Annotated in this window: 21 protein-coding genes; 15 read left to right on the top strand and 6 right to left on the bottom strand. The window is 25.1% G+C overall.

Annotated elements, in window-relative coordinates; genetic code table 11:
• Nucleotides 1–36: 36 nt before the first annotated feature.
• Together MBCUT_RS02200 and MBCUT_RS02195 are read right to left on the bottom strand one after the other, a co-directional pair.
• Nucleotides 37–1,581 carry a replication factor C large subunit gene (locus tag MBCUT_RS02200; RefSeq protein ID WP_067258313.1) on the bottom strand — a complete coding sequence of 515 codons (1,545 nt, stop codon included), beginning with the start codon at nucleotides 1,579–1,581 and terminating at the stop codon, nucleotides 37–39.
• A 47-nt stretch (nucleotides 1,582–1,628) separates the two neighbouring features.
• Nucleotides 1,629–2,576: a replication factor C small subunit gene (locus tag MBCUT_RS02195; RefSeq protein WP_067258310.1), complete on the bottom strand. Its 948-nt coding sequence runs from the start codon at nucleotides 2,574–2,576 to the stop codon at nucleotides 1,629–1,631.
• A 663-nt stretch (nucleotides 2,577–3,239) separates the two neighbouring features.
• Between MBCUT_RS02195 and MBCUT_RS10720 the strand changes: the two genes are divergently transcribed.
• Nucleotides 3,240–3,422, top strand: a complete 183-nt coding sequence (locus MBCUT_RS10720; RefSeq protein ID WP_157082435.1) for a hypothetical protein — start codon at nucleotides 3,240–3,242, stop codon at nucleotides 3,420–3,422.
• Nucleotides 3,423–3,543: 121 nt separating this feature from the next.
• On the opposite strand, the gene MBCUT_RS10715 is transcribed toward MBCUT_RS10720, so the two are convergent.
• The 3 genes from MBCUT_RS10715 to MBCUT_RS02185 form a co-directional block, all read right to left on the bottom strand.
• Nucleotides 3,544–3,720, bottom strand: coding sequence for a hypothetical protein (locus MBCUT_RS10715; protein WP_157082434.1), 177 nt, complete (start codon nucleotides 3,718–3,720; stop codon nucleotides 3,544–3,546).
• Between the two features lie 244 nt (nucleotides 3,721–3,964).
• Nucleotides 3,965–4,273, bottom strand: a complete 309-nt coding sequence (locus tag MBCUT_RS02190) for a hypothetical protein (protein WP_067258307.1) — start codon at nucleotides 4,271–4,273, stop codon at nucleotides 3,965–3,967.
• A gap of 137 nt (nucleotides 4,274–4,410) precedes the next feature.
• Nucleotides 4,411–4,656, bottom strand: a complete 246-nt coding sequence (locus MBCUT_RS02185) for a DUF357 domain-containing protein (protein WP_245634925.1) — start codon at nucleotides 4,654–4,656, stop codon at nucleotides 4,411–4,413.
• A gap of 706 nt (nucleotides 4,657–5,362) precedes the next feature.
• Between MBCUT_RS02185 and MBCUT_RS02180 the strand changes: the two genes are divergently transcribed.
• Both MBCUT_RS02180 and MBCUT_RS02175 read left to right on the top strand, forming a co-directional pair.
• Nucleotides 5,363–5,668, top strand: coding sequence for a nucleotidyltransferase domain-containing protein (locus tag MBCUT_RS02180; RefSeq protein WP_067258305.1), 306 nt, complete (start codon nucleotides 5,363–5,365; stop codon nucleotides 5,666–5,668).
• Nucleotides 5,661–6,032, top strand: a complete 372-nt coding sequence (locus MBCUT_RS02175; RefSeq protein WP_067258302.1) for a HEPN domain-containing protein — start codon at nucleotides 5,661–5,663, stop codon at nucleotides 6,030–6,032. Before MBCUT_RS02180 ends, MBCUT_RS02175 begins: the two co-directional genes overlap by 8 nt.
• On the opposite strand, the gene MBCUT_RS02170 is transcribed toward MBCUT_RS02175, so the two are convergent.
• Complete coding sequence (locus MBCUT_RS02170) at nucleotides 6,001–6,198, bottom strand: hypothetical protein (protein ID WP_067258299.1); 198 nt, start codon at nucleotides 6,196–6,198, stop codon at nucleotides 6,001–6,003. The genes MBCUT_RS02175 and MBCUT_RS02170 overlap by 32 nt on opposite strands.
• A 401-nt stretch (nucleotides 6,199–6,599) precedes the next feature.
• On the opposite strand from MBCUT_RS02170, the gene MBCUT_RS02165 reads away from it, so the two are divergent.
• The 12 genes from MBCUT_RS02165 to cas4 all read left to right on the top strand — a co-directional run bounded on the left by MBCUT_RS02165 (nucleotide 6,600) and on the right by cas4 (nucleotide 25,869).
• On the top strand, nucleotides 6,600–10,172 hold the full coding sequence (locus tag MBCUT_RS02165; protein ID WP_067258295.1) for a beta strand repeat-containing protein: 3,573 nt from the start codon (nucleotides 6,600–6,602) through the stop codon (nucleotides 10,170–10,172).
• 639 nt (nucleotides 10,173–10,811) lie between these two features.
• The gene (locus MBCUT_RS02160) at nucleotides 10,812–11,768 is read left to right on the top strand and encodes a zinc metalloprotease HtpX (protein ID WP_067258293.1); all 957 of its coding nucleotides are present in this window, start codon (nucleotides 10,812–10,814) and stop codon (nucleotides 11,766–11,768) included.
• A gap of 396 nt (nucleotides 11,769–12,164) precedes the next feature.
• Nucleotides 12,165–13,820, top strand: coding sequence for an asparagine synthase-related protein (locus MBCUT_RS02155; RefSeq protein WP_067258290.1), 1,656 nt, complete (start codon nucleotides 12,165–12,167; stop codon nucleotides 13,818–13,820).
• 1,295 nt (nucleotides 13,821–15,115) lie between these two features.
• Nucleotides 15,116–15,331: an Asp-tRNA(Asn) amidotransferase subunit GatC gene (gene gatC, locus MBCUT_RS02150; RefSeq protein ID WP_067258287.1), complete on the top strand. Its 216-nt coding sequence runs from the start codon at nucleotides 15,116–15,118 to the stop codon at nucleotides 15,329–15,331.
• 413 nt (nucleotides 15,332–15,744) lie between these two features.
• Nucleotides 15,745–16,230, top strand: coding sequence for an amino acid-binding protein (locus tag MBCUT_RS02145; RefSeq protein WP_067258284.1), 486 nt, complete (start codon nucleotides 15,745–15,747; stop codon nucleotides 16,228–16,230).
• A gap of 81 nt (nucleotides 16,231–16,311) precedes the next feature.
• The gene (locus MBCUT_RS02140) at nucleotides 16,312–17,319 is read left to right on the top strand and encodes a homoserine dehydrogenase (RefSeq protein ID WP_067258281.1); all 1,008 of its coding nucleotides are present in this window, start codon (nucleotides 16,312–16,314) and stop codon (nucleotides 17,317–17,319) included.
• Between the two features lie 595 nt (nucleotides 17,320–17,914).
• Entirely contained in the window at nucleotides 17,915–18,637 is a 723-nt protein-coding gene (cas6, locus tag MBCUT_RS02135; RefSeq protein ID WP_067258278.1) for a CRISPR-associated endoribonuclease Cas6, read from the top strand.
• 29 nt (nucleotides 18,638–18,666) lie between these two features.
• Nucleotides 18,667–20,760: a hypothetical protein gene (locus MBCUT_RS02130; protein WP_067258275.1), complete on the top strand. Its 2,094-nt coding sequence runs from the start codon at nucleotides 18,667–18,669 to the stop codon at nucleotides 20,758–20,760.
• 5 nt (nucleotides 20,761–20,765) lie between these two features.
• Entirely contained in the window at nucleotides 20,766–21,725 is a 960-nt protein-coding gene (locus MBCUT_RS02125; protein ID WP_067258271.1) for a type I CRISPR-associated protein Cas7, read from the top strand.
• A 1-nt stretch (nucleotide 21,726) separates the two neighbouring features.
• Nucleotides 21,727–22,566 (top strand): CRISPR-associated protein Cas5, encoded by an 840-nt coding sequence (cas5, locus tag MBCUT_RS02120; protein ID WP_067258267.1) that lies wholly within the window; start codon nucleotides 21,727–21,729, stop codon nucleotides 22,564–22,566.
• Nucleotides 22,548–25,364, top strand: a complete 2,817-nt coding sequence (locus MBCUT_RS02115; RefSeq protein ID WP_067258264.1) for a CRISPR-associated helicase/endonuclease Cas3 — start codon at nucleotides 22,548–22,550, stop codon at nucleotides 25,362–25,364. Before cas5 ends, MBCUT_RS02115 begins: the two co-directional genes overlap by 19 nt.
• Nucleotides 25,345–25,869 carry a CRISPR-associated protein Cas4 gene (gene cas4 / locus MBCUT_RS02110; protein WP_067258261.1) on the top strand — a complete coding sequence of 175 codons (525 nt, stop codon included), beginning with the start codon at nucleotides 25,345–25,347 and terminating at the stop codon, nucleotides 25,867–25,869. Before MBCUT_RS02115 ends, cas4 begins: the two co-directional genes overlap by 20 nt.
• The last annotated feature ends 66 nt before the right edge of the window (nucleotides 25,870–25,935 follow it).

Genomic DNA, 25,935 nt, shown 5'->3' with positions numbered 1-25,935 from the left:
ATTTTAAAATACTGCAATTAACATAATATAGTAGAATTAAAAATTAAATAAAGATTTTTGGGATGATTTTTTATCTTGAGATTCTTTTTCTTTATCTGCTTTTTGATTTTCTTTTTTTTGTGGTTCTTTTCTTGCTCTTTTTGATTGTTTTGGTGATGTTTCTGATTCTTCATTTGCTACTTGCTGTTTTTCTTCTGGTTTTGGTTGTTTTTGCACTGTTTGTTGTTTTTCTTCTGGTTTTGGTTGTTTTTGCACTGTTTGTTGTTTTTCTTCTTTTGTTGTCTTTTTTCTAGATTGAATATTTTGTTTTTCTTCTTTGTTTTTCTTTTTTTCATCTAAAGCTTCTTTTTCCATTTTTTTAATAACGGTTTTAGGTATTTTTCTTTTTCTAAATCTTTTTATTTCATCATCATCTAAATCTAGGAATGTAGCTATTTCATAAGCTGTTTCATCATTTTGGAACATGATTTCCATTAATGGAAACATTGAAATAGCTATGGTATTGGACACGTGGAGATGGGTAGACATCTTTTCAGCTATTCTATCTCGAAGTGCTCGTTTTCCTCTTGTTCTACCCATGAGTGCAAATGCCATAGCTCCAGTTAGACGTGTGAATTTTTTGTAAGTCTCTTCTTTAGATAGGGCCACTCCTATACCCATGAAATCACTTGCATATTTCCAATAAGTATAATTTCTACTTTGTCTTGCTCTTCCAAAGTACATGTCTGCTTCACTTATCATCTCATAAGCTTTCTTTATCTCTGATTTTTTCTCATATTCTCGAGGGATATTTTCAGCTATGTATTCCATTACCATTGTTGGATCTTCATCCATCATCATAGATTTCTTTATTTTATCTATGCTTTTACTTTTCAGTACTCTTCGGACTGTGTCAAATATATTGTTTGTGTTATCTTTTTGACTTATAGCATCTAAATCTCCCATATCCAATTTTTTACTTTCATCAGTTAAAACTTGTAGAGTATTTAAAGCCGAACGCATATCTCCATTTGAATTTTTAGCTATTGTTTTTATTGCTTCATTATCTGCGTTGATTCCTTCTTTTGAAGCTATTCGTTTAAGAAGAGCATTTATTGAATTTGTATGAACTTTATTGAGTTTGATAACTTTACATTTCGGCTTAACACTGGTTAATCGTTTACTGTAAAAATCATTAGCTGTCATCACTATAGGATGTTGTGTATCTTTTATGATTTTGTTGATAGCTCGAGTTCCTCCTCGATCTTCATTTCCATGAATTCCATCTACTTCATCTAATATAATTAATTTATGCTCATCACTGAACAATGATTTTGTAGATGAGGACTCTCCTACAGTACTCATAATTATATCATATGAACGTTTATCACTAGCATTTAATTCAATAAAATCAGAGAATTTGTTACCTATTATATGAGCTACACTAGTTTTTCCAGTCCCTGCTGGACCTATAAGAAGTAAGCAAGGTTGAGGTTTTTGGTCTTTCCAACTTTTAACCCAAGTTTCTATTTCTTTTTTCTGCTTACCGTTTCCTATCATATCTTTAAAGGTTTTCGGTCTATATTTTTCTGTCCATAGCATGATTTTGACCTTTTTAATAGAGCATTTTTATAAAATTACATGCTAATCTATAAAAACTTAGTTAAAAGAGATTCTAATTGAATTCTTGGATTAGCTCCTTCTCTTATTCTAAAATCAGTTTGAGCAATAGCTTCAATTAGATGAATGTACACTTCAGAATCCATTTTATCTTCCATGGCTCTTTTTGTAACATCTTGATATATTTGAGTTACCATATCTTCCCCACTGGTTCCTTGAAGCACCATAGTTTCTCTAAGAAGATCTCTTGATCCCATGAAATCTCCGCTTAAAGCTTTTGTAATCATATCTTTAATATCTTGAGGTTTTGCTTTTGATACAACATCATATACTTTTTCTTCAGTTATCTTATCTCCAGCTGAAGCAGATGCCTGAAGAATATTAACAGCTTTACGCATATCTCCTTCAGCAAAATAAACTATATTATCAATAGCTGCTATATCATAATCATAATTCTCTTCTTTAGTTATATACTCTAATCTTTTAGCTATTTCTGAACCTTTAATAGGAGAAAATCTGAATATTGCACATCTTGATTGGATAGGGTCTATGATCCTTGAAGAATAATTACAAGAAAGTATAAAAGAAGCTGTTCTAGTATACATTTCCATTTCACGTCTAAGAGCATGTTGAGCATCTTTAGTCATGTTGTCTACTTCATCTAGAAATATTATTCTAAATGGAGCTCCAACTGGCTTTAAACGACAAAAGTTTTTTATCTTTGTTCTAACTGTTTCAATACCTCTTGCATCAGAAGCATTCAACTCAAGGAAGTTTTGATGCCAATATTCTCCAAGAATGGATTTAACTAAAGCTAAAGCAGTTGTGGTTTTTCCAACTCCTGCAGGACCAGTAAACATCAAATTTGGCATACTTTTTTCATTCACATAATTTTCTAATAAATCTACGATGTGTTGTTGACCAACCACATCCTCTAATTTCTGAGGTCTGTATTTTTCTACCCAAGGTCCATTCATTAAATCACCATTAGTTAAAATATCTATTTAATATAATCATTTTAATTATTTTAATCATTTTAATTATTTATAATTTTTACTCTATTGTATAACAATTCTATAACTATTAGTTTATTATTTATTCTCATAATTATTATATTTTTGATTTAAAACAATGTAGTATTATAATTATTATATTTTTGATTTAAAACAATGTAGTATTATAATTATTATATTTTTGATTTAAAATAATAAAACAATGTAATAATTATAATTTTCAATCCTTAATTTCAAAGATTATAAAACTTATTTCAGATCATTGAATTATCATCAATCATAAGTATACTAAGCTTTTTTAAATTATAGAAGTTTTAATTTTTTTTGTATTCAAAATCATCATCCATATTATCATAGATTACTAATTTACTCATGATATTCTTTATTAATTCTAAATTTAAATACAATATCATTTATGTTTTTTATTATTAATATTATTGTTGATTTATAAATATGATTTATAAGTAGAATAATTATGTAAAGAGGGAACTGTCAAACATTGATCAGGTTTTCTCAAATTTTAATAAAAAAAGTTATCTGTTAAGTTACAATTAATCTATAAAATGATAGAAGTGAAATTTTTAAAAAAGTAGCTTTGATAAAAACGTTAATGGATGGTGAAACTTCATGAATTTAAAGCTGAGTATTACTTTAATTAGGATTATATTTGTTAAAAAAGTAATAGCTAAAGCTTTATTATCTGAAAGGAAGCTCATAAGAGCTTACAATCAGAGCAACAAAAAACTGAACAATCTCTTATGGGACTATTTTTATATTTTATACTCAATACGGAATTTTACCATGTTATAATTTTAATCTATCACTTGAAAATGCTTTAAATAGTATTTAAATTGTTGAATATCTTTAATTTTATGAATTATATTATAAATCATCTTATAATTCATTTTATTCATTAGTATTACTTATTTTATTATTTTATTATTTCAATATCTTCAAATATATGAAAATCATTATCAAAACTAGCTATTTGTTCAATATCATTATTTTTCATAACTATATAGCTTAAATTATCAAAGAAGCTTATATTATTTGTTAAAGTATACTCTAAAGCTTTTTCATAATATGACATGTCTTTGTAAATAATCATTTCAGTTAATTTATTGTAAGCATTAGCTATATTATTCGTCTTGTTTTACTTTTATTAATACTGTTAATGTTTCATATTACCATTTCACTAATTATTTTTTCTTTGTCTTTTATATTTTCCCATATTTCTAAAGCTCTATTTTTTCTTTGTCTTTTATATTTTCCCATATTTCTAAAGCTATGTTGTGGTTTTGAACATTTTCAAGAAAAAAATTAATTAAAAAACTTGTTTCAAGAAATATTATTTAGTACGACTCTTTTTTAAAGTGTATGCTGTCTTTTAACTCTTGAACATCAATTTTTTCAGGATCATTTACCTTAATAAACCCTGCCATGTCTTCAAAATTTTTGTATTTGTCATTTTTGATTTTTACTTTAGGAAATTTATCGTTTATTCTCTTGGCTTTTAATTTTCCTTTTCTTTTTCCCATTCCTTTAGTTATAAGGTCATTCATAATAGTATTTTGACTTGTTCCTTGTTTAACTGCCATAGCTTTTATTTCTATTAATATGTCACTTGGTATTTTAATACTTGTTTTTTTTAAATCTATCATTTTATCAAATCATAATATTTTTTATTATCAATATTATATATTTGGAACTTTTGCCTATTTATTCCTATTTTATTATCTAAATCTTTATAATGTAGTAATAAAGTTAGCTATATATTTGTAAATAGCAATGTATATGGCTAAATAATATTATAAATGATTCTTAATGTGTCAATTAATCCATGGCTATAGCTGATACATTCAAATGATGTAATTTCATCTCCTTTTTCAAGATAATATTTACAATCTTCACGATAATCTTTAGCTCTTGATATAGCTTCTTTCTCTTTTTCTTTAAAATCTAGTTTTTTAATCTCATCAAGGTTAGTATCAAGTTTATCGATATCTTTCAATATTTTTTCTTTCCATTCAAGATTATCTATCATCTTATAATCCTCATTATTTTTAAATTCCTTATTTGTTTTTATTTTTTCTTTTTTTATTTAAATATTTTTTATTTTATTCATTAGCTTTTTCATGATTAGAGACTGTCTAATAATTATCTTTTTAATCTTCAAAATATTTATTAGTCTTTGTCCAAAATGTTCATGATACATTTTTTAAATATGATAAAATGTAATGTTCATTTGGAAATTATAATTTTTTTAAAAATGATTATATTAATCAAATATTTTTTAAATAATTCTTATTTAAGTTAATAAAAATATTTAACAATTTAAACACTTTTTAAAGCTTTTTTAAGTGACAAATGAAAATTATAACATGAGAAAATTTCCTATTGTGCATAAAATATAAATCTCACCAAGTAACTTTTTTATTTTTCTATCATGAACAAAATAGATAAAGACAATATATTCTCTTTCATCATATAAAAACTGTTTGGATGTCTTAAAATTCCTAAAAGTGAATAAATAATTAGCAGATTAAAAATTTGAATAAGTTAAATATTGAAAAGTAAAACAAAAATAATCAAAGCATTTCGCTATATTATCCATCAACAGAATAATTAAGATTAAAAATATCTTTATATTTATCAATGGTTTAAATACAAAAAAACCATAAAAATTATATAATATCTTTTATATAATAACAATACAAAAAAGTAAAAATAATTATATTAAGGTGTTTTTCATGGATAGAAAACAATTAGCTATAGACTTTGCAAAATCTTTAAATCATCCAGAGATAGAAAAAATTATCTTATTTGGATCTGTTGCAAGAGGAGATGACACCAAAGATTCAGACATTGATATTCTTATTTTAACTACCGAAAAAACTAAAAAAATTAAAAAAGATATTTATTCTAAAGCAAGTGATATATTACTTGAAACAATGGAGGATATCTCCGTTAAAATTAATGAGTTAGAACATTACCAAAAATATAAGGATATGCCTTTCTATTCTAACATAAGAAAAGAGGGTGTTGTTATTGGATAAAGTAAATGCTTATTTTACAAGGTCAAAAGAATTTATTGAAATTGCTAAAGATAATCTTGAGATGGGACACTACGAAACAGCTATTAATCGTTCATATTATTCTGTATATTATGCTGTAATAGCACTTCTTCTTAAAGAAGATAAAAACCCAAGAACTCATCATGGAACAAGAAAACTATTTAGTCAAGTTTTTGTTAATGATAAAAATTTCAATAAAGATTTATTTGACTTCTACTCTGAACTTTTAAATGATAGAGAAACAGCAGACTATGATATGTTCTCTGATTTCACTAATAATGAAACAAAAGAAATTATAAGCAATACAAACCTATTCATTGAAGAATGTGAAAAATATCTTTTTTAGAAGAAACTACTGCTACTTCACCATGTGCAATAGAACTACGGGCTGTTTCCAGTTTATTTAATTTAGGATGATGTTTCCTATCTAAATTTTTTAAATTATATTTCTCAAGAAGCTCATTCGAATTCTTAAAGTTTAATATTCTACTTTCTGGTCTTTCTTCAGGCATGGAAGGATTCTTAAATATGCGATTAATATTATTCAGTGTATCTTTTTTATCATTAAAACTTTTATGTTTTGTTTTTAAAATTTTTTCATAATCAACTATTTAGTAATTAATACGATATCTCTCTCAAAACTTGGATTTCTATTTATAAAAGATGAATAATGAATCAAGTTCAAATCTTTCCAACTTCACTTGATAATTTTAACATTAGAAATAATAAAGAGATAATATATATATATATATATATATATATATATTATTTTTATCCATAATGTTTATATATGATATGGGATATATTTATTTTTGTTAGATAATAGTGATTACTCTCTATTTTCTAATTATAATACTATAATATTTTATAGTTTTTTTTATCTGATTGATTGGATCAGGAGGTGAAAAAAATAATGTTTTCAAAAATAAACAATTTAATTGAAAATGGCTTTTTAAGTATTGAACCGAATATTCATCTGTTTAACAGAGCTCGTTTAAGAAATGTGGTATTGTTAACTTTCTTGTTTTTGTGTTTTTTTGCAGTCTTGTCTGGTGTTAGTGGTGTTAACTTTAATAGTTCTTCTACTAATGCTGAGATTCAGGCTTTCCTTGATAATGCCTCTGCAGGTGACAATGAGGTTACCTTTGAGGAAGGAAATTATAGCCTGAGCTCTGGTTTAACTGTAGGAAGAAGTGTTAACATTTCATCCACTGGTCAAGTGAATATGGTGGGTACTAATACTGGTACACTATTTACCATCACAGCACCCAACGTACAAATCACTAAATTAAATATAAGCAGATATAACACAGCTATTAACTCAAACCGTGGTAATTTATCAATTATTGCTTGTAACATAAATACAACCAATATAAGTGTCCATTTATCTGGTAACTCTTTAACTGATGTCTTAATGGAAAATAATACTATAATTTCTTCTGTAAGCACAACTACATATGGTGCTGTATATGTAACCGCCACAGCTGGCTCAGTTGTTAACATTGCAGTTAAAGGTAATAATATTACTGTTAACGGTACATCTAACTCGATGGGCGTGCGTTTCACCGTCACTAATTGTAATAATACTCTATTTTTCGACAACAACAACATCACAGGAACATTAAACTACGGTGTTTATCTGTATGCACCCACCAATAGTAACAACACCATAACCATCACCAACAGCAACAGCAACAGCAACATCACAGGAACATACGGTGTTTATATATATGCAGAAACTAGCAACAACAACATAACCATCACCAACAACAACATCACAGGAACATCATACGGTGTTTATCTTCGTGCAGCAACTAGTAACAACAACATAACCATCACCAACAACAACATCACAGGAACATCCGGACAGGGTGTTTATCTGTATACACCCATCAATAGTAACAACACCATAACTATCACCAGCAATAACATCACAGGAACAGCAGACTACGGTGTTTATCTGTATGCACGCACCAATAGTAACAACACCATAACCATCACCAACAGCAACATCACAGGAAAATCCGGCTATGGTGTTTATCTGGATGTATACACCAGTAACAACAATATAACCATCACCAACAACAACATCACAGGAACATCCGGACAGGGTGTTTATCTGTATGCACTCACCAATAGTAACAACACTATAACCATCACCAACAACAACATCACAGGAGCATACGGTGTTTATTTGGATGCATCCACTAGCAACAACAATATAACCATCACAAACAACAATATCACAGGAACATCCCGTGGTGTTCAGCTGCTTGCACCCACCAATAGTAACAACACCATAACCATCACCAACAACAACATCACAGGAACATCCGGACAGGGTGTTTATCTGGGTGCATACATCAATAGTAACAACAATATAACCATCACCAACAACAACATCACAGCAACATACGGATACAGTCTTGTTCTGTATGCATTCACCAATAGTAACAACAATATAACCATCACCAACAATAACATCACAGGAACATCATACGGTGTTGCTATGGATGCATTCACCAATATTAACAACAATATAACCATCACCAACAACAATATCACAGGAACATCCGGATACGGTGTTCTTCTTCGTGCAGAAACCAGCAACAATACTATCAGCGTCAATGATAACAATATTAGGGGTGCGTCTTATGGTATGTCTTTTAACTGTAATAATCTAAGTTTTAGTGGTTTATCTGTAGTAAATAATACTATTAATGCTACTAACGCTACTGGTATTGGTATTGGGGTTGTTAATCTTAATTCTACTGTTTTGCGTGATATTCTTGTTTTTGGTAACAACATTTTTGCTGGAACAACAGGTGGTATTGGTATTAGTTTTGCTACTGGTTTAGCTTCTGTAAATAATGTTACTATCAATTATAATCGTGTTTTAGCAGCTATTGGTTTGAGTATTCCAAATACAGTCTCTGGTGTTGATGCGAACCTTAATTGGTGGGGTAATAATACTCCTAATTTACCAACTTGGATAAATAATTATTATATAGTTAGTATCGTTAGTTTAAATGGGGAGGATTATTATATTTTATCTTTAAATGGTTCTTCTCCTGTTAATTCTACTATTGTGGTTAATTCAAGCATTGTACAGATTGGTGAGAATGTTCTTATTAGTGGTCAGTTCGATTTTGAGTTAGTAGGTACTGATGCTAGTTTATTGCCTTATTTTGGAATGGTAATTAGTAATAGTTCAGGAAATACTACTTATGATGCTAGAATTCCTAGAAAAGTAAGTAATATTTATGATATGATTATTGTTGACAATCAAACATTAACAAATAGTATTGGTCTTATTTTTGATATTATTATTGATGGTAACAAGCAAAACAATATTAATTTATCTGATACTAATGCTATATGGTCAACTGAATATACAAGTAATCGTACTGGCAATATAACTGCAGAAATTAATTCAACTGGAAACTCAATATTCCAACAATTTAGAAATACTACTACTTTCACAGTAGATAAGGCTAGTACTAATTCAACTATTGTTGTTAGTCCTAATCCTGCTCAAATTGGTGAAAATATTACTGTTAGTGGTGTCTTAGCTAATTATACTGGAGTAACTGGTGTTAATGTTACTGTTGATGGTACGCTATTTACAAACGTTGCTGTTGATGGTTTTGGTTATTGGGAGTTAAATTATACTACCAATCATACTGGAATTTTCGATGTAGTTGTTAGTTTTGCTGGTAATGGTAATTATGATGCTTTTAGTAATTCTACTTTTTTCGCAGTAAATAAGAATAGTACTAATTCAACTATAAACATTCCATCTAATGTTAAAATGGGTAAAACCATAACAATCGATGGGGTGCTTGTTGATGAGAATGGTAATCCAATAGCTAATGCTCCAATTAATGTTACTGTTGATGGTAAAGTTTACACTTTGACTACTGATTCTAATGGTCGATGGAGTCTTACTTATAAACCAACACACACAGGAAATGTTAATATTATGGTGGATTATGCAGGAAACGATAAATACTTTAGATATACCAATACTACAACTTTTAATGTCATAAAAGGTAAAGTTATTGTTGATGTTGATGTGGTTAAGAATTCTGATGGTTCTGCTGATGTGATTGTCACAGTGACCGATGAAGACGGCGATCCAATACATGACTATAAAGTTAGTGTTGATTTGGATGGTAAAAACATCGGAAATATCGTTACTAATGTTCTTGGTGTTGGAAAAATCCATATTCCAAGTAATAAACTTGGTAATGGTCGTCATGTGATTACAGTTACATGTGATGATGAAAATTACAATGTTAATCCAGTTTCAGTTGAATTTGAAACCCAAAACAACGATAATGACAACAATGATACTAATACTACTAATAAAACAAATAACAATCCAGTAGCTAGTGCTACTATGAAAAATACAGGAATACCAATAATAGCTGTTATATTAGTATTGATAAGTATGTTTGGAATCATTTTAAGAAGAAAAATATGATTAAATCATTTAAAATTTTTATTTTTTTTGGGAGAAATAATTATTTTTCTCCTTATTTTTATTTTTTTTAAGTTTTTATACATTATATAATACTAATTTTAGCTTTGTCTAATTTTTAAAAATAAGCTATTTTTTGATTAAAACTTTTATAATTTATGAAAATGAGAGTATATCCTCAAATATTAAAAAAAAGAATTTAATAAAGAAATAATCAAAATAAATAAAAAGTAGAAGAAATTTCTCAACTTGACAGAGTTGAATAACAATGAGAAATTTTATATATGTAAAGAAACAAAGAATCAATTTACATTAAATAAATTGTATTAAAAATTAATTTTCATGATTATTTTTTTATTATAATATTTTAGCTAGTTGTTTTGTTAGCTATTAATTACTTTGTTGGCTATTTAGTCATTTATTAATCATTTATTTTTGATATCATGTTTAATAATAATTGTTAATAATAGAAATAGCTATTAATGATAGAAGTATTTAATAATAGGAATATGTATATAAAATTAATTATATTTATACTAATAGGAATATCTATATAAAATTAATTATAAAATTTATACTAATAGGAATATCTATATAAAATCAATATATTTATTATAAAAATTATAAATTAGGAGCATAACAATGAAATTAAGTATGTGGAAACTTAGATTGAGAATGTGGGGAGCTATGTTATTGCTATTTGGAATGGTATATGTAATAGTAATATTATTAGCTAGTTTCTTTGGAATTGGGGGATATCAAACCTTTGCATTCATTGGAATAGGTATTATTCTACTTCAATATTTAGCTGGTCCAAAGTTGGTAGAATGGTCCATGAAAGTTAGATACGTTTCTGAAGAAGAAGCTCCAGATCTTCATAGAATTGTCACTGATTTAGCTATGATTGCTGGAATTCCAAAACCAAAAATTGGAGTTTCTGAAACACCAGTCCCTAATGCTTTTGCTTTTGGTAGATACAAAAAAGATGGGCGAGTCTGTGTCACTAGGGGATTGTTGGATTTGCTTCATGAAGATGAAATAAAGGCTGTTTTAGGTCATGAACTTGCACATATAAAACATAATGATATGATCGTTATGACTATTGCTAGTGCAGTTCCAACCATATTCTATTTTGTAGGTTTATCATTTTTTTATAGTAGAGGAAATAATAACAATGGATTCATTATTGGTGCTTTAGCTTTAATAGCTTACTTTATTGGACAATTAATAGTTCTTTTCATATCTAGAGTAAGAGAATATTATGCAGATGAAGCTAGTGTTGATTTTGGAAATCAACCTGAAAAATTAGCTTCTGCTCTTTATAAACTAGTTTATGGTGCAGCTAATTCTAATGAACAAGCTATTAAAGATGTAAAAGGAACATCTGCATTTTTCTTAAATGATGTAGGTAATGCAAAGTTCGATATAAGTGAACTTTCTCAGCTTGATACAGATAAAGATGGTAATATATCAGCTTCAGAGCTTTCTCAATTAAAATATAAAAAAATCAATATATCAATGTCTAAAAAAGTGGGTGAGATTTTTTCAACCCATCCAGATATGTTAAAAAGATTAGAAAAATTGTCTGAATATACTTAAAATTATTTCTTTTCATTAATATTTCTTTTTTAATATTTTTTTACTATTATTTTTAGTTTTATTTGTAATGATATTATTAACTATTAATATTAATATTAATTTATTTTGTTTTCAGTACCATTTTTAGTTTATTTCTTTTTTAATATTCTTTACTATCATTTTTAGTTTTATTTGTAATGATATTATTAATATTAATATTAATTTATTTTTGTTTTCAGTACCATTTTTAGTTTATTTCTTTTTGTTTTCTTATTTTCATAAGCTTATTTTATAATTACTTACTATTGAGTACATTTAACTTTTTTTAAAATTTTTATATATTTAATTAAAAGGAATAGCTATTTATTATTTTAAAGTAAATAATTATAATTTAGATATAGTTATGATGTTGATATTATGAGTGAAATATTTGGTTTAGAAAATCATTTCTTAGGTTTGAACCCTGTTTTTTTTGATAATCTATGTTTATTTTGGGATGGGGAGATATATAATTTTAAAGAACTTAATGATTTTTTAAACACTGAAATTGATAAAGATTTGGGATATAAATCTTTGATAATTGAATTAAGCAATTCTAAAAAATATGGATATGATGAAGGACTTCAAAATAATGAACTTATTATCAGATTACTACATTATTTTACTCATCAGAACTTGCATAAAAATACTCCCATTTTAATAGCTATTAGAAAAACTATGGAAATTATAAATGGAGATTTTGTTTTTTCAGTATATGATGGTGAAAATATAGCTATTTGTAGAGATATATATGGGAGTAAACCTTTGTATTATGGATATGGTAATGAAGAGAATAATAATATTTTTAATAAAAGCAGTCTGCATAAAAATTTAGATAAAGAAGTTAATGATATTTTTAATGAAGATATTTTGCATAAAAATTTAGATAAAGAAGTTAATGATATTTTTAATAAAAATAACTTACTTGCTTTTGCAGAGAATAGAAAATTTTTATGGAATCTTGGGATTGAAAATATTGAAACTCTTAAACCAGGGTATATATTATTTAATGATGAATTGAATGCTCCTAATCATCTTCCTTGGAAAACTTACTTAGATGGTTTAACTATTAATCAGGAATGCATCAAAAAAGATAAATTTAATCTTGAATTTTATAAAAATAATCTCTTAGATCTTCTTGAAGGTGCAGTATATAAGAGAGTGGAAGGATTAGATGAAGTTGGATTGATCTTTTCTGGCGGTGTAGATAGTACTATAATAGCTAAAATCCTCAAAAATATATCTGAAAAAACTAATCTTAAAGTTAAATTGTACACTGTCGGAACTGAAGATTCAAAGGACATTCTATTTGCTAAAAAAATAGCTAAAGAATTAGATTTACCTCTTATTTTTCAAGTTATAGATGAAGAATTGATTCGTTCAACTATCGAGGATGTTTTAATAGCTATTGAAGAAGCCAATATTATTAAGTTAGGAGTAGGGATGACCATTCATTTATCTACCAAACTTGCAAAAGAAGATTGTGTTGATGTTGTACTATCTGGTCAAGGTGCTGATGAACTATTTGGAGGATATCACAGATATTTGGAGGTTTATAAGAAAGGGTTAACTGAAGACTCTAATGAAAAGAAAGCAGTTAATAAATCTATGTTATCTTCTGAAAAAAACAAAACATATCGTGAAAATAATGCTGAAAAGAATATAGCTATTGAATTAAGACATGATATTGAAAATATGTATCATGTTAATCTTGAAAGAGATGTAGCTATAGCTAACTGTAATAATGTTTCACTTAGATCTCCTTTTCTAGAGACAAAATTTGTTGAATTTGCTCTTAATGTTCCAGTAAAATATAAAATAAAATCATCTGATGATAAACTTCGAAAACATATTCTTAGAGAAATAGCTATTGACTTACATATTCCTGATTATATCGCATATAGACCAAAAAAAGCAGCACAATATGGTTCAGGAATTCATAAAATATTGTCAAAAAAAATTCTTAAAGATTTTGATTTTAAAGAATTTTTAGTTGATTTAAAAAATAATTATCGCTTTAAAACAAAAGAGTAATCGATTTTTACTGGTATAAGTAAAAGAGTAATTAATCTTCACTGGTATAAGTAAAAGGGTAATCGATTTTTACTGTATAAGTAAAAGAGTAATCAATTTTACTGTATAAGTAAAAGAATGTTTAGTCTTAACTATTATAAAAATAATTATAAAAATAGTTATCAAAAATTAGATTTTTTATAAAAAATGAGGAATATTAATGAGAAGGCTTTTTATACTATGAAAAACATATTAATAGTTACAAGGTATAAGTCTCTCCTCTTCTCTTTAGTTATTTGGACGTAACTATATTTTAAGAGACTTATACTATATAATATTCTTGTTTTTTCTTAAAAAGTTTCATACTATAAAAACAAAACATTATATATAATCATTTTTTATAAATGATTTGTAACAAAATTAAAAAATGATAGGTGTCAAAAAGCATAAAAGTCCTCCATACTTTTTTCTTCTCTTTAGTTAAGTGATATTTTAACGTACTTTTTCAAATAACAATAGAGGACTTTAGTTAAATTTCCATTCTCTCTTTGTACTTTTTTTTACTAATAAGTACTTAATATTACATTGTTATAATATATTAATTTTTCGTTTTAATTGTAGACAAAAACTATATTAATAAGATATTTAAATTGAAAATTAGATTTTTTATAAAAAATGAAGAATGTTTGTTATTTTTGTTTATAATGAAATAGTTGGATATTCTTTAATTATGCTAGAATAACACTATATTAATCGTATTCGGGTCTTTAAATAGTGCTATGATCGCACTGTTATTTCTATAGGTTTTATGAGAAAACTAGCTCTCTATATCTTTAAATATTATTATGATGTATTTAATTTTTCATATGTTAATATGCACTTAATTTTTATTTTTAATCTCATTATATAAAATATTAATAAAATATGCACTTAATTTTTATTTTTAATCTTATTATATAAAATATTAATAAAATATGCACTGAATTTTTATTTTTAATCTCATTATATAAAATATTAATAAAATAATGCTTGTTCATATGTTCTTTAGATATTTAAATTGTTTTTTATATTTTTAGATACATATAATAGATTCATAGAAATTAAATTTAATAATTAATCAAATAAAAAAACAATACATATAATATGATTATTTAGAAAGAATAGTTTGTTAAAAATTAAAGGTTTATTAATATTAAAAATTATAAATAAAGATAGTTGTAATTTAGTAAATTTAATAGCATGAAATTATTTAATGTTTAGTATCATAAGATTATTTAATATTTGATATCATAAAATTATTTTAATGGAGTTTTATAATGAAAATTGAAAAAGATGCAGAAAAGATTCTTAAAGAGTTTTCAAAAACATTAGAAAGTATCCCTGATCTTGAAGAAACACACTACATAGTAGATAATGTAAACCTCACTCGTAAAGATATATCTACAAAGAAAAATCCTGAAAAAATTATGCGAAATGCTAAAACTGATAAAGATGGTAATATTATAGTCAAAAAAGCAGATTGGACGAATTAAGTATTATTTAGATAGTTCTTAATTAATAAATAATTAGAGACTAATTTAGTTATTTACTTAATATAATGAGATTAATAATAAATATTATTAAAAATATTAATAATCTTTTGATAAAAGCTGTTTATAATGAGATTAATAATAAATTTTATTAAAAATATTAATAACCTTTTGATAAAAGCTGTTAATAGAAATAATAATCTTATTATTATTAATTATTATTAATAATGATTGAAAATATTGTTAATATAATTGATAAAAACTATTACTAGAAATAATAATAAGAATACTAATAAAACTAATTAAGAGTTAATATAATTGATAAAAACTATTACTAGAAATAATAATAAGAATACTAATAAAACTAATTAAGAGATGTTAATAATATTAATAATAAAAATATCCAGAGGAATAACATGAAAATAAATTTAGTTTTGGAGCTTTTAGATGTTCCTGGTCAATTAGTTGCTGTTTTATCCCCTATTAGTAAATTAGGTGCGAATCTAGTGACGCTTATTCACCAAAGAGATAATAAAAATGAAAGAGGAATGATCCCTGTTCAACTTACTGTAGAGGGTGAACAAGATAATTTACAACTTCTTATAGATACTTTAATTGAAATGGGAATAACAATTCTTGAAATCGATGGAGTAGTTAGAAAAGAAATACTAACCACAATTCTCATTGGTCATGTTATTGATAGTGATATAAGAGATACAATGGACAAAATTAACGAATTAGAAGGAACATCTGTAGTCAATCTCGAAGTAAAATTAAGTGATGAAGAAGAATCTTCAGCAATGATAGTGATTGAATCAGATTTTGGGAAAAAAGATCTTGTAATAGCTAGAGTCAATGAAATAGCTACAGATAAAAATCTTTTAGCTGTAAATGAAGTATGAATAAAGATAAATAGCTACAGATAAAAATCTTTTAGCTGTAAATGAAGTATGAATAAAGATAAATCATTAAGGTGTAATATTATGAATATTTGTTTAATGGGATTTGGAGCTGTAGGTCAAGGAGTAGCTAAAGCAATTTCTCTTAAAAAAAAAGAAATCAAAGAAAATTTTGGATTTGATATAAAAATTGTTGCAGTAGCAGATTCTTCAGGCTCAGCTATTTCTCAAGAAGGACTAAATGCAGAACTTCTCCTTGAAACTAAAGTTAACACTGGCTCAGTATCCAATTATCCACAATTTGGAAATAACGATATAAAAGGGATGGATGTTTTAGACAGTGCAGATTATGACTGTTTGGTGGAAGCCACACCCACCAATATTGAAAACGGTGAACCTGCTAAATCATTAACCTTAAAAGCATTTACAGATAAAAAAGATGTTGTCACTTCTAACAAAGGTCATCTAGCTCTTTTCTTTTCAGAGTTAATAAATGAAGCCAACAAAAACAAAGTTCAATTTAAATTTGAAGCTTCTGTTGGAGGTGCTATGCCTATTCTCAATTTTGTTGAAGAAACTTTACCTAGTTCAAAACCAGAATCTATAATTGGAATTCTTAATGGAACAACCAATTACATTCTATCAAGAATGACTTCAGAGGGATCCTCTTATAAAAATACTTTAGAAGAATCTCAACAATTAGGAATAGCTGAAACTGACCCAACACAAGATGTTGAAGGAATTGATGCAGCTTGCAAAACTGTTATTTTAGCAAATTCATTATTAGGAATTGATTGTGCATACAATGATGTAGAAGTAACTGGTATATCAAAAATAAGTTCTGAAGCTATTGAATTAGCTAGTAAAGAAGGATATTTTATTAAATTAATCGCTGAAGTATCAAAAAATGCCTTAAAAGTTTCACCAAGATTAGTTAAGAAAAATAGCCCCTATGCTCTTGAAGGAACATTGAACATGGCAACAGTGAAAACTGACTTAGCTGATGATGTTACTGTTGTAGGTAAAGGTGCAGGATCTTTAGAAACAGCCTCAGCTATTCTGACTGATATAATTAATGTATTCAAAAAATAAAATACTATTTGAATAATTACTACATCAAACAATAAAATATAGCATTGTTTAAGTAAAGAACTAGCTATTCACCACAATTACTCCCATTTATAGAAAGAAATTCATTTATGGTGTTATATATTTGTCATATTTTAAATTTGAAAATGCTAATCCATTATACTAAATATAATGAAAATAAGTCAAAAAATTTTTATTTCTAATTATTTATTTTTATTCTCACATTTTGCATTTCTATTCCAGCTAAGTGTTTTTCGTTTCTAATAATTATTTATTTATATAATTTATTCTTATTTTAATATCTCAAAAATCTTATTATTATAATAGAAATCTCTAAATTAGATTAGAGACCAAATGCATCATATAGCTATTATAATGGATTGAACTACTTATTTTAATCATATTTCAATAAGGTAGTGAATCAAAATTTATTGATTCAAAAAATTAAAATCAGACAATTGGGATTAATTAATTATTTATAATACTTTATGTATTTCTAGAAGATTAAATACTAAAAGTATATTAATAAGTTAATATAATTATTCATTAATTAGGAATTGTTGAAATTAAAAATGAAATATTATGGACAAGGGTAAAAATGAGATTAAAAGTATCTTTAAAATCAGAAAATAGCTTGTTTATTCCTTTTAACTACAACCATATTATTTCTTCAATAATATATGCCAAAATATCCGATTTAGGCCTAGCTAAAGAACTACATTCATCAAAAACATTTAAGTTTTTCACTTTTTCACAAATTTATATAAAGAGAAGAAAGACAATAGACACTGGAATTATCTCAACAGATGGACGCATTTCCTTTCAAATTTCATCTCCTAATGATAATTTAATTAAAAGTTTAGTTAATGGATATTTGGAGAATTTAGAAGTAAATTTCAAAGGAAAAAAGCTATTCGTTGAAAAAATAGAACTAATGCCTAATCCAGCTATTAAAAATAAAATGAACTTTAAAACATTATCTCCAATAATAGTTAGAATAAAAAAAGAAATTGATGGGGAGCTAAAAACTAGAGAATTAACTCCAGCGGATCAAAAATTCTATGAAAACTTAGAAAAAAACTTAGTTAGGAAATACAATCAATTTTATGATGAAGAAAAGAAAGTAGAGGATATAAATATAAATTCAGAAATGAAATTTATTAAACGAAAACGTATAGCTATTGAGAAGCATAAAGCGAAAACCTATCATAGGGCTTTCATTATGGATATAAATATAGAAGGTGACTTAGATTTGATTAATTTCGGATATAATTGCGGAATTGGTGAAAAGAATAGCTTAGGATTTGGGATGGTTGAATAGTACCATTAGGTAAGGGGTCATGATAACATATGATTAAGGACATGTTTGAATTTGGTGAATGGCTTTATGAAAATAACAAAGATAATATTTGGAAAGATAGTGTTAAAAATGATGATTTTGTTCTCCCAATCATATTTGAGAATAATGAATTTAAATTGGGTGATTTAAGTAAAATTGAAGACTATAATTTCAAATATTTCAAAAAATCAATTTATCATGATGATTTTTTATTCATTAATGATCAAAAAGTTACAATAGCTAATCAAAATGGTTTAATGGGATTAACTCCATTTTTTGTTAAATTAGACCATAAATTCTTATCTAAAACTGATTTAAAAAAATTCGATTTAAATAAAAAATGTTCATCTCAACTAGATGAACCTAAATGTGATAAATTTAAAGAAAATAAATTAAAATTTGAAAATAAAATTAAAAGCACGAAAAAAAGTAATGAGAATAATAAACAATTTAATTATTATTTAAAGTTTATTTGTCAGAATAATGGTAATGATTTTTTACATTATTTGCCTGAAAGTAAAATAATGGACTTTAAAACTTTTTTTAAACAATATTCTGAAGAAGATATTAAAAATAGGATTAATAAATATCATGCTTTTTTAGCGGATAATGTAAAAGAGATAATTAATAAAGTATTAAAATTTAAACAGACAAATGATTATAAAAATGGAAATTTTTATCTTGTTTGTATTTTTAGTAATAATTTTGATCTTATAAATGATTTATTCATAACATATACTAAATTTTTTAAAAGTGTGAATAATAAAACTAAAGATTATGAAGATGGAATTTGTAGTATTTGTGGCAGTAAAACAATTACATATCCTTCTTTAGGAAATTATAGTATAAAATTACCTGCTTATTCATTTAACTATTTAGCAGATGTTAAAAATACTAGATTAAGAATATGTAAAGAATGTAATTTTTTCATTAGATCTGCAGAATATAAATTAAAAAATATTTTGTCAAATAATATGATTATCATTCCAAAACTCAAAAGTACTGAAAAATATGATGAATTTTTAAAAATAGCTAATTTAGAAGATAATTCCTTTAAAAAAATAAATAATTTTTTAAATGTTAATAATAAAAATTTTAATTATGATCTCTTAATTTATACTATAAATAACAATTTAATTTATATTCAAAGATATATTGAAAACTATCGTGCTTTTTTAGTGAAATTCGATAATATTCAACTGTATAATAATACTACTCTAAATTATTTATTTGGTGAGAAATATTTTAAACAAGATATAGAAAAATCTTTCATTAAAAATACTTTTGATTTAGAGGCAGTTTTTAAAGATTTATTCGTTGATATTAAAGACAATCAGGTTAAACATCCTAATTTATATCACTTTTATCAAATTTATATAAATTCTAAAGATATTCTTAGTAATTTTGACTCAAAAACTACTGCCATTTTTACTAAATATATGCATGATATATTTAATTTTATTTATGAAGTTAATTTTGATTCTTTAAGTAAAAATATGATTAATGAGTTTGTTCTTAATTCTTTAATAAAATTTCAAAGGAATACTGCTCTAAAATATTACAATTGCCATATTCTTAAAAGATTAAATTATTATTTCATGTTTAAAAAAGAATTTTTGGAGGATGATATGTTGCAGGATGATAATATTTTTAAACTAAAGAAAATATTTAAGAAATATCATAAAAAAGATGATAAAAAGAAAATTGATGAAGAAGATGTTAAAAATCTGATTAAAATTATAAATGAAGATAAATCTTTAAAATACTATTTATTAGGACAGTTTATAAGTCTTATAGATAATAGTAAATCAAACCAAGGAAAAAAAGGAGAAACTTTTTCTAATTTTGCTACAAATGTAAATAGAAATAATTTACATAAATTTTTCACTACAGAAATATTGCAAAAAAATGTTTTATATATTAACCAAATGAATAAAAAAGGTAAATTCATATTTAAAATAATTGAAGACGATTTGAATTCTATATTTAATGAAAATAACGATTTTTCATTTGAAGATTATTTATTGTTATTATTTACTGGTTATTATACTAAAAATATTCTATCTTCCTCATATGGATATGTTGAAGACGCTAAAGGAGAGTGAACATTATGACTGAAAAAAAATATGTTGAAAATTACTATCAAGGAATATATCTGACTGAAACTATATTAGGAAATCCAAATGGCGATTTTGTTGACAATTCACCAAGAAACATTGATGGAAATGTTTTTACAACAGACAAATGCATAAAATATAATATACGAAGTTATATTCACAACACAATAGAAAATATAGATAAAAAAGAAAATATTGTATTTTTTTATCCTAGGCTTATTGATAAAGCAACACAATCAGACGCCAAATATCAAACAAGAAGTGATGTTTTTAATTATTTATTTAAAAAAGATTTTGATAAAATGGTAGATAATTCACCCGATGTTAGAATGTTTGGAGGAACATTTACTTTTGATGATGACCCTAAACAAATTTATGGGCCAATTCAATTGAGTTATGGTGTAGATCTTAATAATGCACAGATTCTAAGACATCAAATAGGATCTCCATTTTCAAATGAAAATGGAAAGCAAAAATCGCCTGGTTCTGAAGCTGTTGTAGATGATGCCATAATTAGTTATGATATAACTATAAATCCTAATTCTCATCCTGATTTATTATTAGAAAACGATTTAGACTTATTTAAAAAATCTTTATGGTTTGGAACGAATAGTAGGACAACAAGTAGTAAAAAAACAAATTCAAAGCTATTGATTCTAATTAAATTTAAGAGCAGTGATAGTAATACTGTATTGAATATTGGAGAAATTAATCAACTAATTTGTATTGATAATAAAAATGAAAGAAATAATGGAAATAAATTAATAAAAGTTGATACTACTAAATTAAACAAAAAATTAGAAAAATATGAAGGATATATAGAATCTATTGAAGTATATCAAGATTCTGATGATGTTGAAATCGATTTAAACTTTTCTAAAGATTCTGATGAAAAAGGAAATTCAATTCCTATAACTTATCATGACCCTACTGAATTATTAGATGATGATTAGTATGGAATATTCTAACATAATTGAAATGGATATTTGGAGTAACTTTGGTTGTTTTACTAAGCCATTTTCCAATACAGGAGGTTTATTGACTTATATGATTCCTCCTAAAACATCCATAATTGGGATTATTGGAGCTATATTAGGATATGAATTTGATGATTATGAAGAAAATAGTGAAGGCTATAGAAAATATAAAATTGAGGAACTTTACACAATTAAAATATCTATCCAACCATTATTTGATTTAAAATCAAAAAGAGTTACTTTTAATTATGGCTATGGTAATGAAAAAGGTCTGAAGAATATTAAACAAGATGTCTTAATTAAACCATATTATAAACTGTACATATCTTTTCCAGATTCTTTAAAAGATAATGAGAATCTTTTCTTAGAAAGAATAAAAAATAATTTAACAATATACAGTTTATATATGGGGAGAAATGAATTTATATTGAACTATAAATATAAAAAAACATTTTCTGCTAATAATTACATATTAACTAATGATAATCAAAAAGACTTCTTTAAAGAAAAACCAAAAATCTATGGTTCCCTTAACCGTGAAAATGTTAAAAAAACTAAATTATCCTCAGAACCAATAGGTGAAATTTACAATCATGACAGAAAAAAGAATAGTTATAGATTAAAAAGCTTTTATGAATATGTAATTAAGGAATTTCCTGTTATTCGGAAAAATTTTACAGATTTTGAATATTTTACAATTTCTTTTTATTCCTCAATTAAGGATGGGGATTGTTATTTTTCTAAGATTGAACTTGAAGAAAATTCTACTTTGGAATTGTTAAATATCGGTGAAAATAAATGGATATCAATGATTTAAAATTTAATAAACTTAAATCTTCTTTCAATGTCCAAAATGATGAACTTAAATTGTATGGGCATGAAGATGAGTTATTAATTGATCATCTTGAAAAAACAAAATTAATATTTAATAAAATTGTTGATGATAATCTGATTAAACAGTTTTATGAGTATTTTTACAATGATAATGCACTTAATGTTAGTTATGAACAATTTTTATCAATAATTGAGAAAATGATTGAATTTCATGATATTGGAAAAATATCTTTTAATTTTCAAATTAATCGTTTAAATAAGTATAATTCTAAAATTAAGAAAGAACAAACTGATATTTTAAATAAATATGATCTTTACAAACATGTGAATGATATTGAAGCAGATCATTCATTAACAAGTTCAATATTGTTTACTTCTTATTTGTTTAAAAATTATGATCTTGAAGATAATTTATTACTAATACTTCTAGCATATATCATTTATGGACACCATACTAAAATTAAAGATGTTTCCATAGAAGAAGATTTTTCATATGACTTAAATAGAGAGCTTGAAAAAACTTTTGATCTTTTTTCTAAATTTACCTGTAGTAATTTTTATCCATATGCTGATTATCAAGATATTCAGGATAGTTTTGTTGAAGAATATTTAAATTCAGATGAAATAAATTCATTAAACAATAAACTATCATTTTTTTATTCATATATATATTCTGCTTTAATTTCAGCAGATGTTATTGCAAGTAGCTATTATAACAAGAGTACTGAAAAAATAAATATTGATAGTTGGAATAATAGGATTGATAAAAAGCATAAGACTAAAATGTATGATTTTTTCCATAAAATAGATATTAATACAAATTTAAAAGAATTAGGTAGTCTGGATGAATTAAATTTTAGCGAAGATATTAAAGATATTAATGTTTTAAGAAAAAATATGTTACTTGAATCAAGCTTTGTATTGAATAATTCTCTAGAAAAATTTCCTTCAAATAAAATATTCTTTTTAAATATGCCTACAGGTGGTGGAAAAACTAATACTTCCATGAAACTAGCTTTAGAAATATTAAAAAACACAAAAGTTGATAGAATTATATATGCAATGCCTTTCATCAACATTATAGAACAAAACTATGATATTATAAGAGATAACTTTGGATTAAGTGATGAAACTGGTGAAATTAGAAAAATTTACTCAGGCTCAGAAAGTATTTTTCCAGATACTTCAGAAGAATATAAATCTGAAACCATAATAAAGGATGATTTTTTTGATTATCCAGTTATATGTACAACTTTTGTTTCATTATTCAACTCCTTGATTAAAAATAAGAAAAAACATAAATATTCTTTTTCTCATTTAGCAAATTCAGTTATCATTTTGGATGAAATACAATCATTACCCTTAAAAAATTGGTCTAGTTTATATTATTTAATAAATGAGCTTTCTGAAAATTTAAATGTTTATTTTATTATTATGAGTGCAACATTACCTGATTTTGGTAGTTTAAAACTAGACATGTCCTCTGGTTTGAAATATGATTCTGTTCAACTGATAGAAAACCATGAAAAATATTTTAACCATCCTCTTTTCAAAAGAACGAACATAAATTCAAAAGTGAAAGAACTTGATACTGATAATTTATCAGAATTTACATCCTATTTTAGTAAAATTATTAACAATAATTTTAAAATAGGGTTTAATAAAGGTTTAATAGTTTTAAACACTATTAAAACATCGAAATTTGTTTTTAAATATATTAATTCATTAGGAAACAAATATGGTTTTAATGTGGAGTTATTAAATTCAACAATCATTCCTTCAGAAAGAATGAAAATAATAAATAGGATTAATGATAAGAAAAACAAGGGCAAATATATATTAGTTAGTACACAAAGTATTGAGGCTGGAGTGGATGTTAGTTTTGATTTTGTGGTAAGAGATTTTTCAGTACTCGATTCAATTGAACAGGTTAGAGGTCGCTGTAATAGAAGTAGGGAATTAAACAAGCAGTTTCAAGATGAAAACAAAAAAGGTAATGTATATATTACAAATATAAAACGAAAAGGGCATTTCGAGTGTAATTATATCTACAAAGAGGAAGAAAGAAAAAATCGATTAAATGAATCAATGAAAATTTTAGATAACAACATTAATTATGAATATGTTGATATTCTAAAATATTATGATAATATTTCTAAAAATATTAATAATATGCATGAAAACAAAGAAGAAAATTTTGTTTTTAAGGATTTGGATAATATTATTAGTTGGAAAATATTACAATATTCTGAAATTTTAAATAAATATTATGGCATACATATAATTGATAAAAGAATTTCTGATTCCTTTTCATTTTTTGTTTCAACAAATATTAATATTTCTGTGAAAGATAGTATTTTTGTATTAGATGATTTTGAAAAATTGTATAATAAAAGACCTAATGACTTTATTTTTTCTTATAATGAGATAAAATATTTAAATGATTGTGAAAAAAAGTATAATCTAAAATTAATTGAAAACAATGCTGTTATTGGTCATAACCTAATCAATTTATATGAAATTTTATACAAAAATTCTGACAACTTCATAAATAAAAAAATTATACAAAAAGAATTTTCTTCTATTCTATATAAATTCATTTTTCAAGTATCCAATAATGATATTGAGGATATAATTTCTTCAGAAAAATTAAAGAATATTGGCTATTTTCATATAATTCCGGAGGATAAAATTGGAGAAGGAAATGAAAAAATATATTCCTTAAAAACAGGTTTTAATTTTAGTTTTGAAGTTGAGGAACATGATTGGGAAATACAATGATTCTATTGATAAGATTACTGTTTCAGGTCAACAGATAAATTATTATTTTATATGCAAAACAAAATTATGGTTTTCCGCCCATAAAATAAATATGGAATTAGAATCTGATAATGTAATATTAGGAAAACAACTCCATGAAAGTACATATAAAAGAGAAAAAGAATTCTTAATAGACAACCTAATAAATGTAGATTTTATCAAAAAAAGAAAAAATATAGAAGTTCACGAAATAAAAAAGACTCCTAAAATGGAAAAATCTCATGAGTATCAGCTATTATACTATATGTATTACTTAAAGAATGAAAAAGATATTAATAATATCATCGGATATATTGATTATCCTAAAATTAGGAAAAAAGTTAAATTTGAGTTAACTAATGAGATAGAAGAAGAAATTAAAGATATTATCTGTGAGATAAATAAAATTGTCAATTCAGATATACCAAAGCCTAAGAAACTTAAAATTTGTCGAAAGTGTGCCTATTTTGAGCTTTGTTGGGTGTAATTATTCTCTTAATCTAATAAATAGCTATTAATATCATGAAAAATATATTTAATCATTAATAACAAT

It is taken from the genome of Methanobrevibacter cuticularis (genome assembly GCF_001639285.1).
GTDB lineage: Archaea > Methanobacteriota > Methanobacteria > Methanobacteriales > Methanobacteriaceae > Methanobaculum > Methanobaculum cuticulare.
Note: the sequence above shows the minus strand (reverse complement) of the source record. Positions and strands in the feature narration are given on the sequence as shown.

Excerpts from the sequence above, each read along its gene's own strand:
- MBCUT_RS02200 (WP_067258313.1), bottom strand. The coding sequence starts at position 1,581 with ATGCTATGGACAGAAAAATATAGACCGAAAACCTTTAAAGATATGATA.
- MBCUT_RS02195 (WP_067258310.1), bottom strand. The coding sequence starts at position 2,576 with ATGAATGGACCTTGGGTAGAAAAATACAGACCTCAGAAATTAGAGGAT.
- MBCUT_RS10720 (WP_157082435.1), top strand. The coding sequence starts at position 3,240 with ATGAATTTAAAGCTGAGTATTACTTTAATTAGGATTATATTTGTTAAA.
- MBCUT_RS10715 (WP_157082434.1), bottom strand. The coding sequence starts at position 3,720 with ATGATTATTTACAAAGACATGTCATATTATGAAAAAGCTTTAGAGTAT.
- MBCUT_RS02190 (WP_067258307.1), bottom strand. The coding sequence starts at position 4,273 with ATGATAGATTTAAAAAAAACAAGTATTAAAATACCAAGTGACATATTA.
- MBCUT_RS02185 (WP_245634925.1), bottom strand. The coding sequence starts at position 4,656 with ATGATAGATAATCTTGAATGGAAAGAAAAAATATTGAAAGATATCGAT.
- MBCUT_RS02180 (WP_067258305.1), top strand. The coding sequence starts at position 5,363 with ATGGATAGAAAACAATTAGCTATAGACTTTGCAAAATCTTTAAATCAT.
- MBCUT_RS02170 (WP_067258299.1), bottom strand. The coding sequence starts at position 6,198 with ATGCCTGAAGAAAGACCAGAAAGTAGAATATTAAACTTTAAGAATTCG.
- MBCUT_RS02165 (WP_067258295.1), top strand. The coding sequence starts at position 6,600 with ATGTTTTCAAAAATAAACAATTTAATTGAAAATGGCTTTTTAAGTATT.
- MBCUT_RS02160 (WP_067258293.1), top strand. The coding sequence starts at position 10,812 with ATGAAATTAAGTATGTGGAAACTTAGATTGAGAATGTGGGGAGCTATG.
- MBCUT_RS02155 (WP_067258290.1), top strand. The coding sequence starts at position 12,165 with ATGAGTGAAATATTTGGTTTAGAAAATCATTTCTTAGGTTTGAACCCT.
- gatC (WP_067258287.1), top strand. The coding sequence starts at position 15,116 with ATGAAAATTGAAAAAGATGCAGAAAAGATTCTTAAAGAGTTTTCAAAA.
- MBCUT_RS02145 (WP_067258284.1), top strand. The coding sequence starts at position 15,745 with ATGAAAATAAATTTAGTTTTGGAGCTTTTAGATGTTCCTGGTCAATTA.
- MBCUT_RS02140 (WP_067258281.1), top strand. The coding sequence starts at position 16,312 with ATGAATATTTGTTTAATGGGATTTGGAGCTGTAGGTCAAGGAGTAGCT.
- cas6 (WP_067258278.1), top strand. The coding sequence starts at position 17,915 with ATGAGATTAAAAGTATCTTTAAAATCAGAAAATAGCTTGTTTATTCCT.
- MBCUT_RS02130 (WP_067258275.1), top strand. The coding sequence starts at position 18,667 with ATGATTAAGGACATGTTTGAATTTGGTGAATGGCTTTATGAAAATAAC.
- MBCUT_RS02125 (WP_067258271.1), top strand. The coding sequence starts at position 20,766 with ATGACTGAAAAAAAATATGTTGAAAATTACTATCAAGGAATATATCTG.
- cas5 (WP_067258267.1), top strand. The coding sequence starts at position 21,727 with ATGGAATATTCTAACATAATTGAAATGGATATTTGGAGTAACTTTGGT.
- MBCUT_RS02115 (WP_067258264.1), top strand. The coding sequence starts at position 22,548 with ATGGATATCAATGATTTAAAATTTAATAAACTTAAATCTTCTTTCAAT.
- cas4 (WP_067258261.1), top strand. The coding sequence starts at position 25,345 with ATGATTGGGAAATACAATGATTCTATTGATAAGATTACTGTTTCAGGT.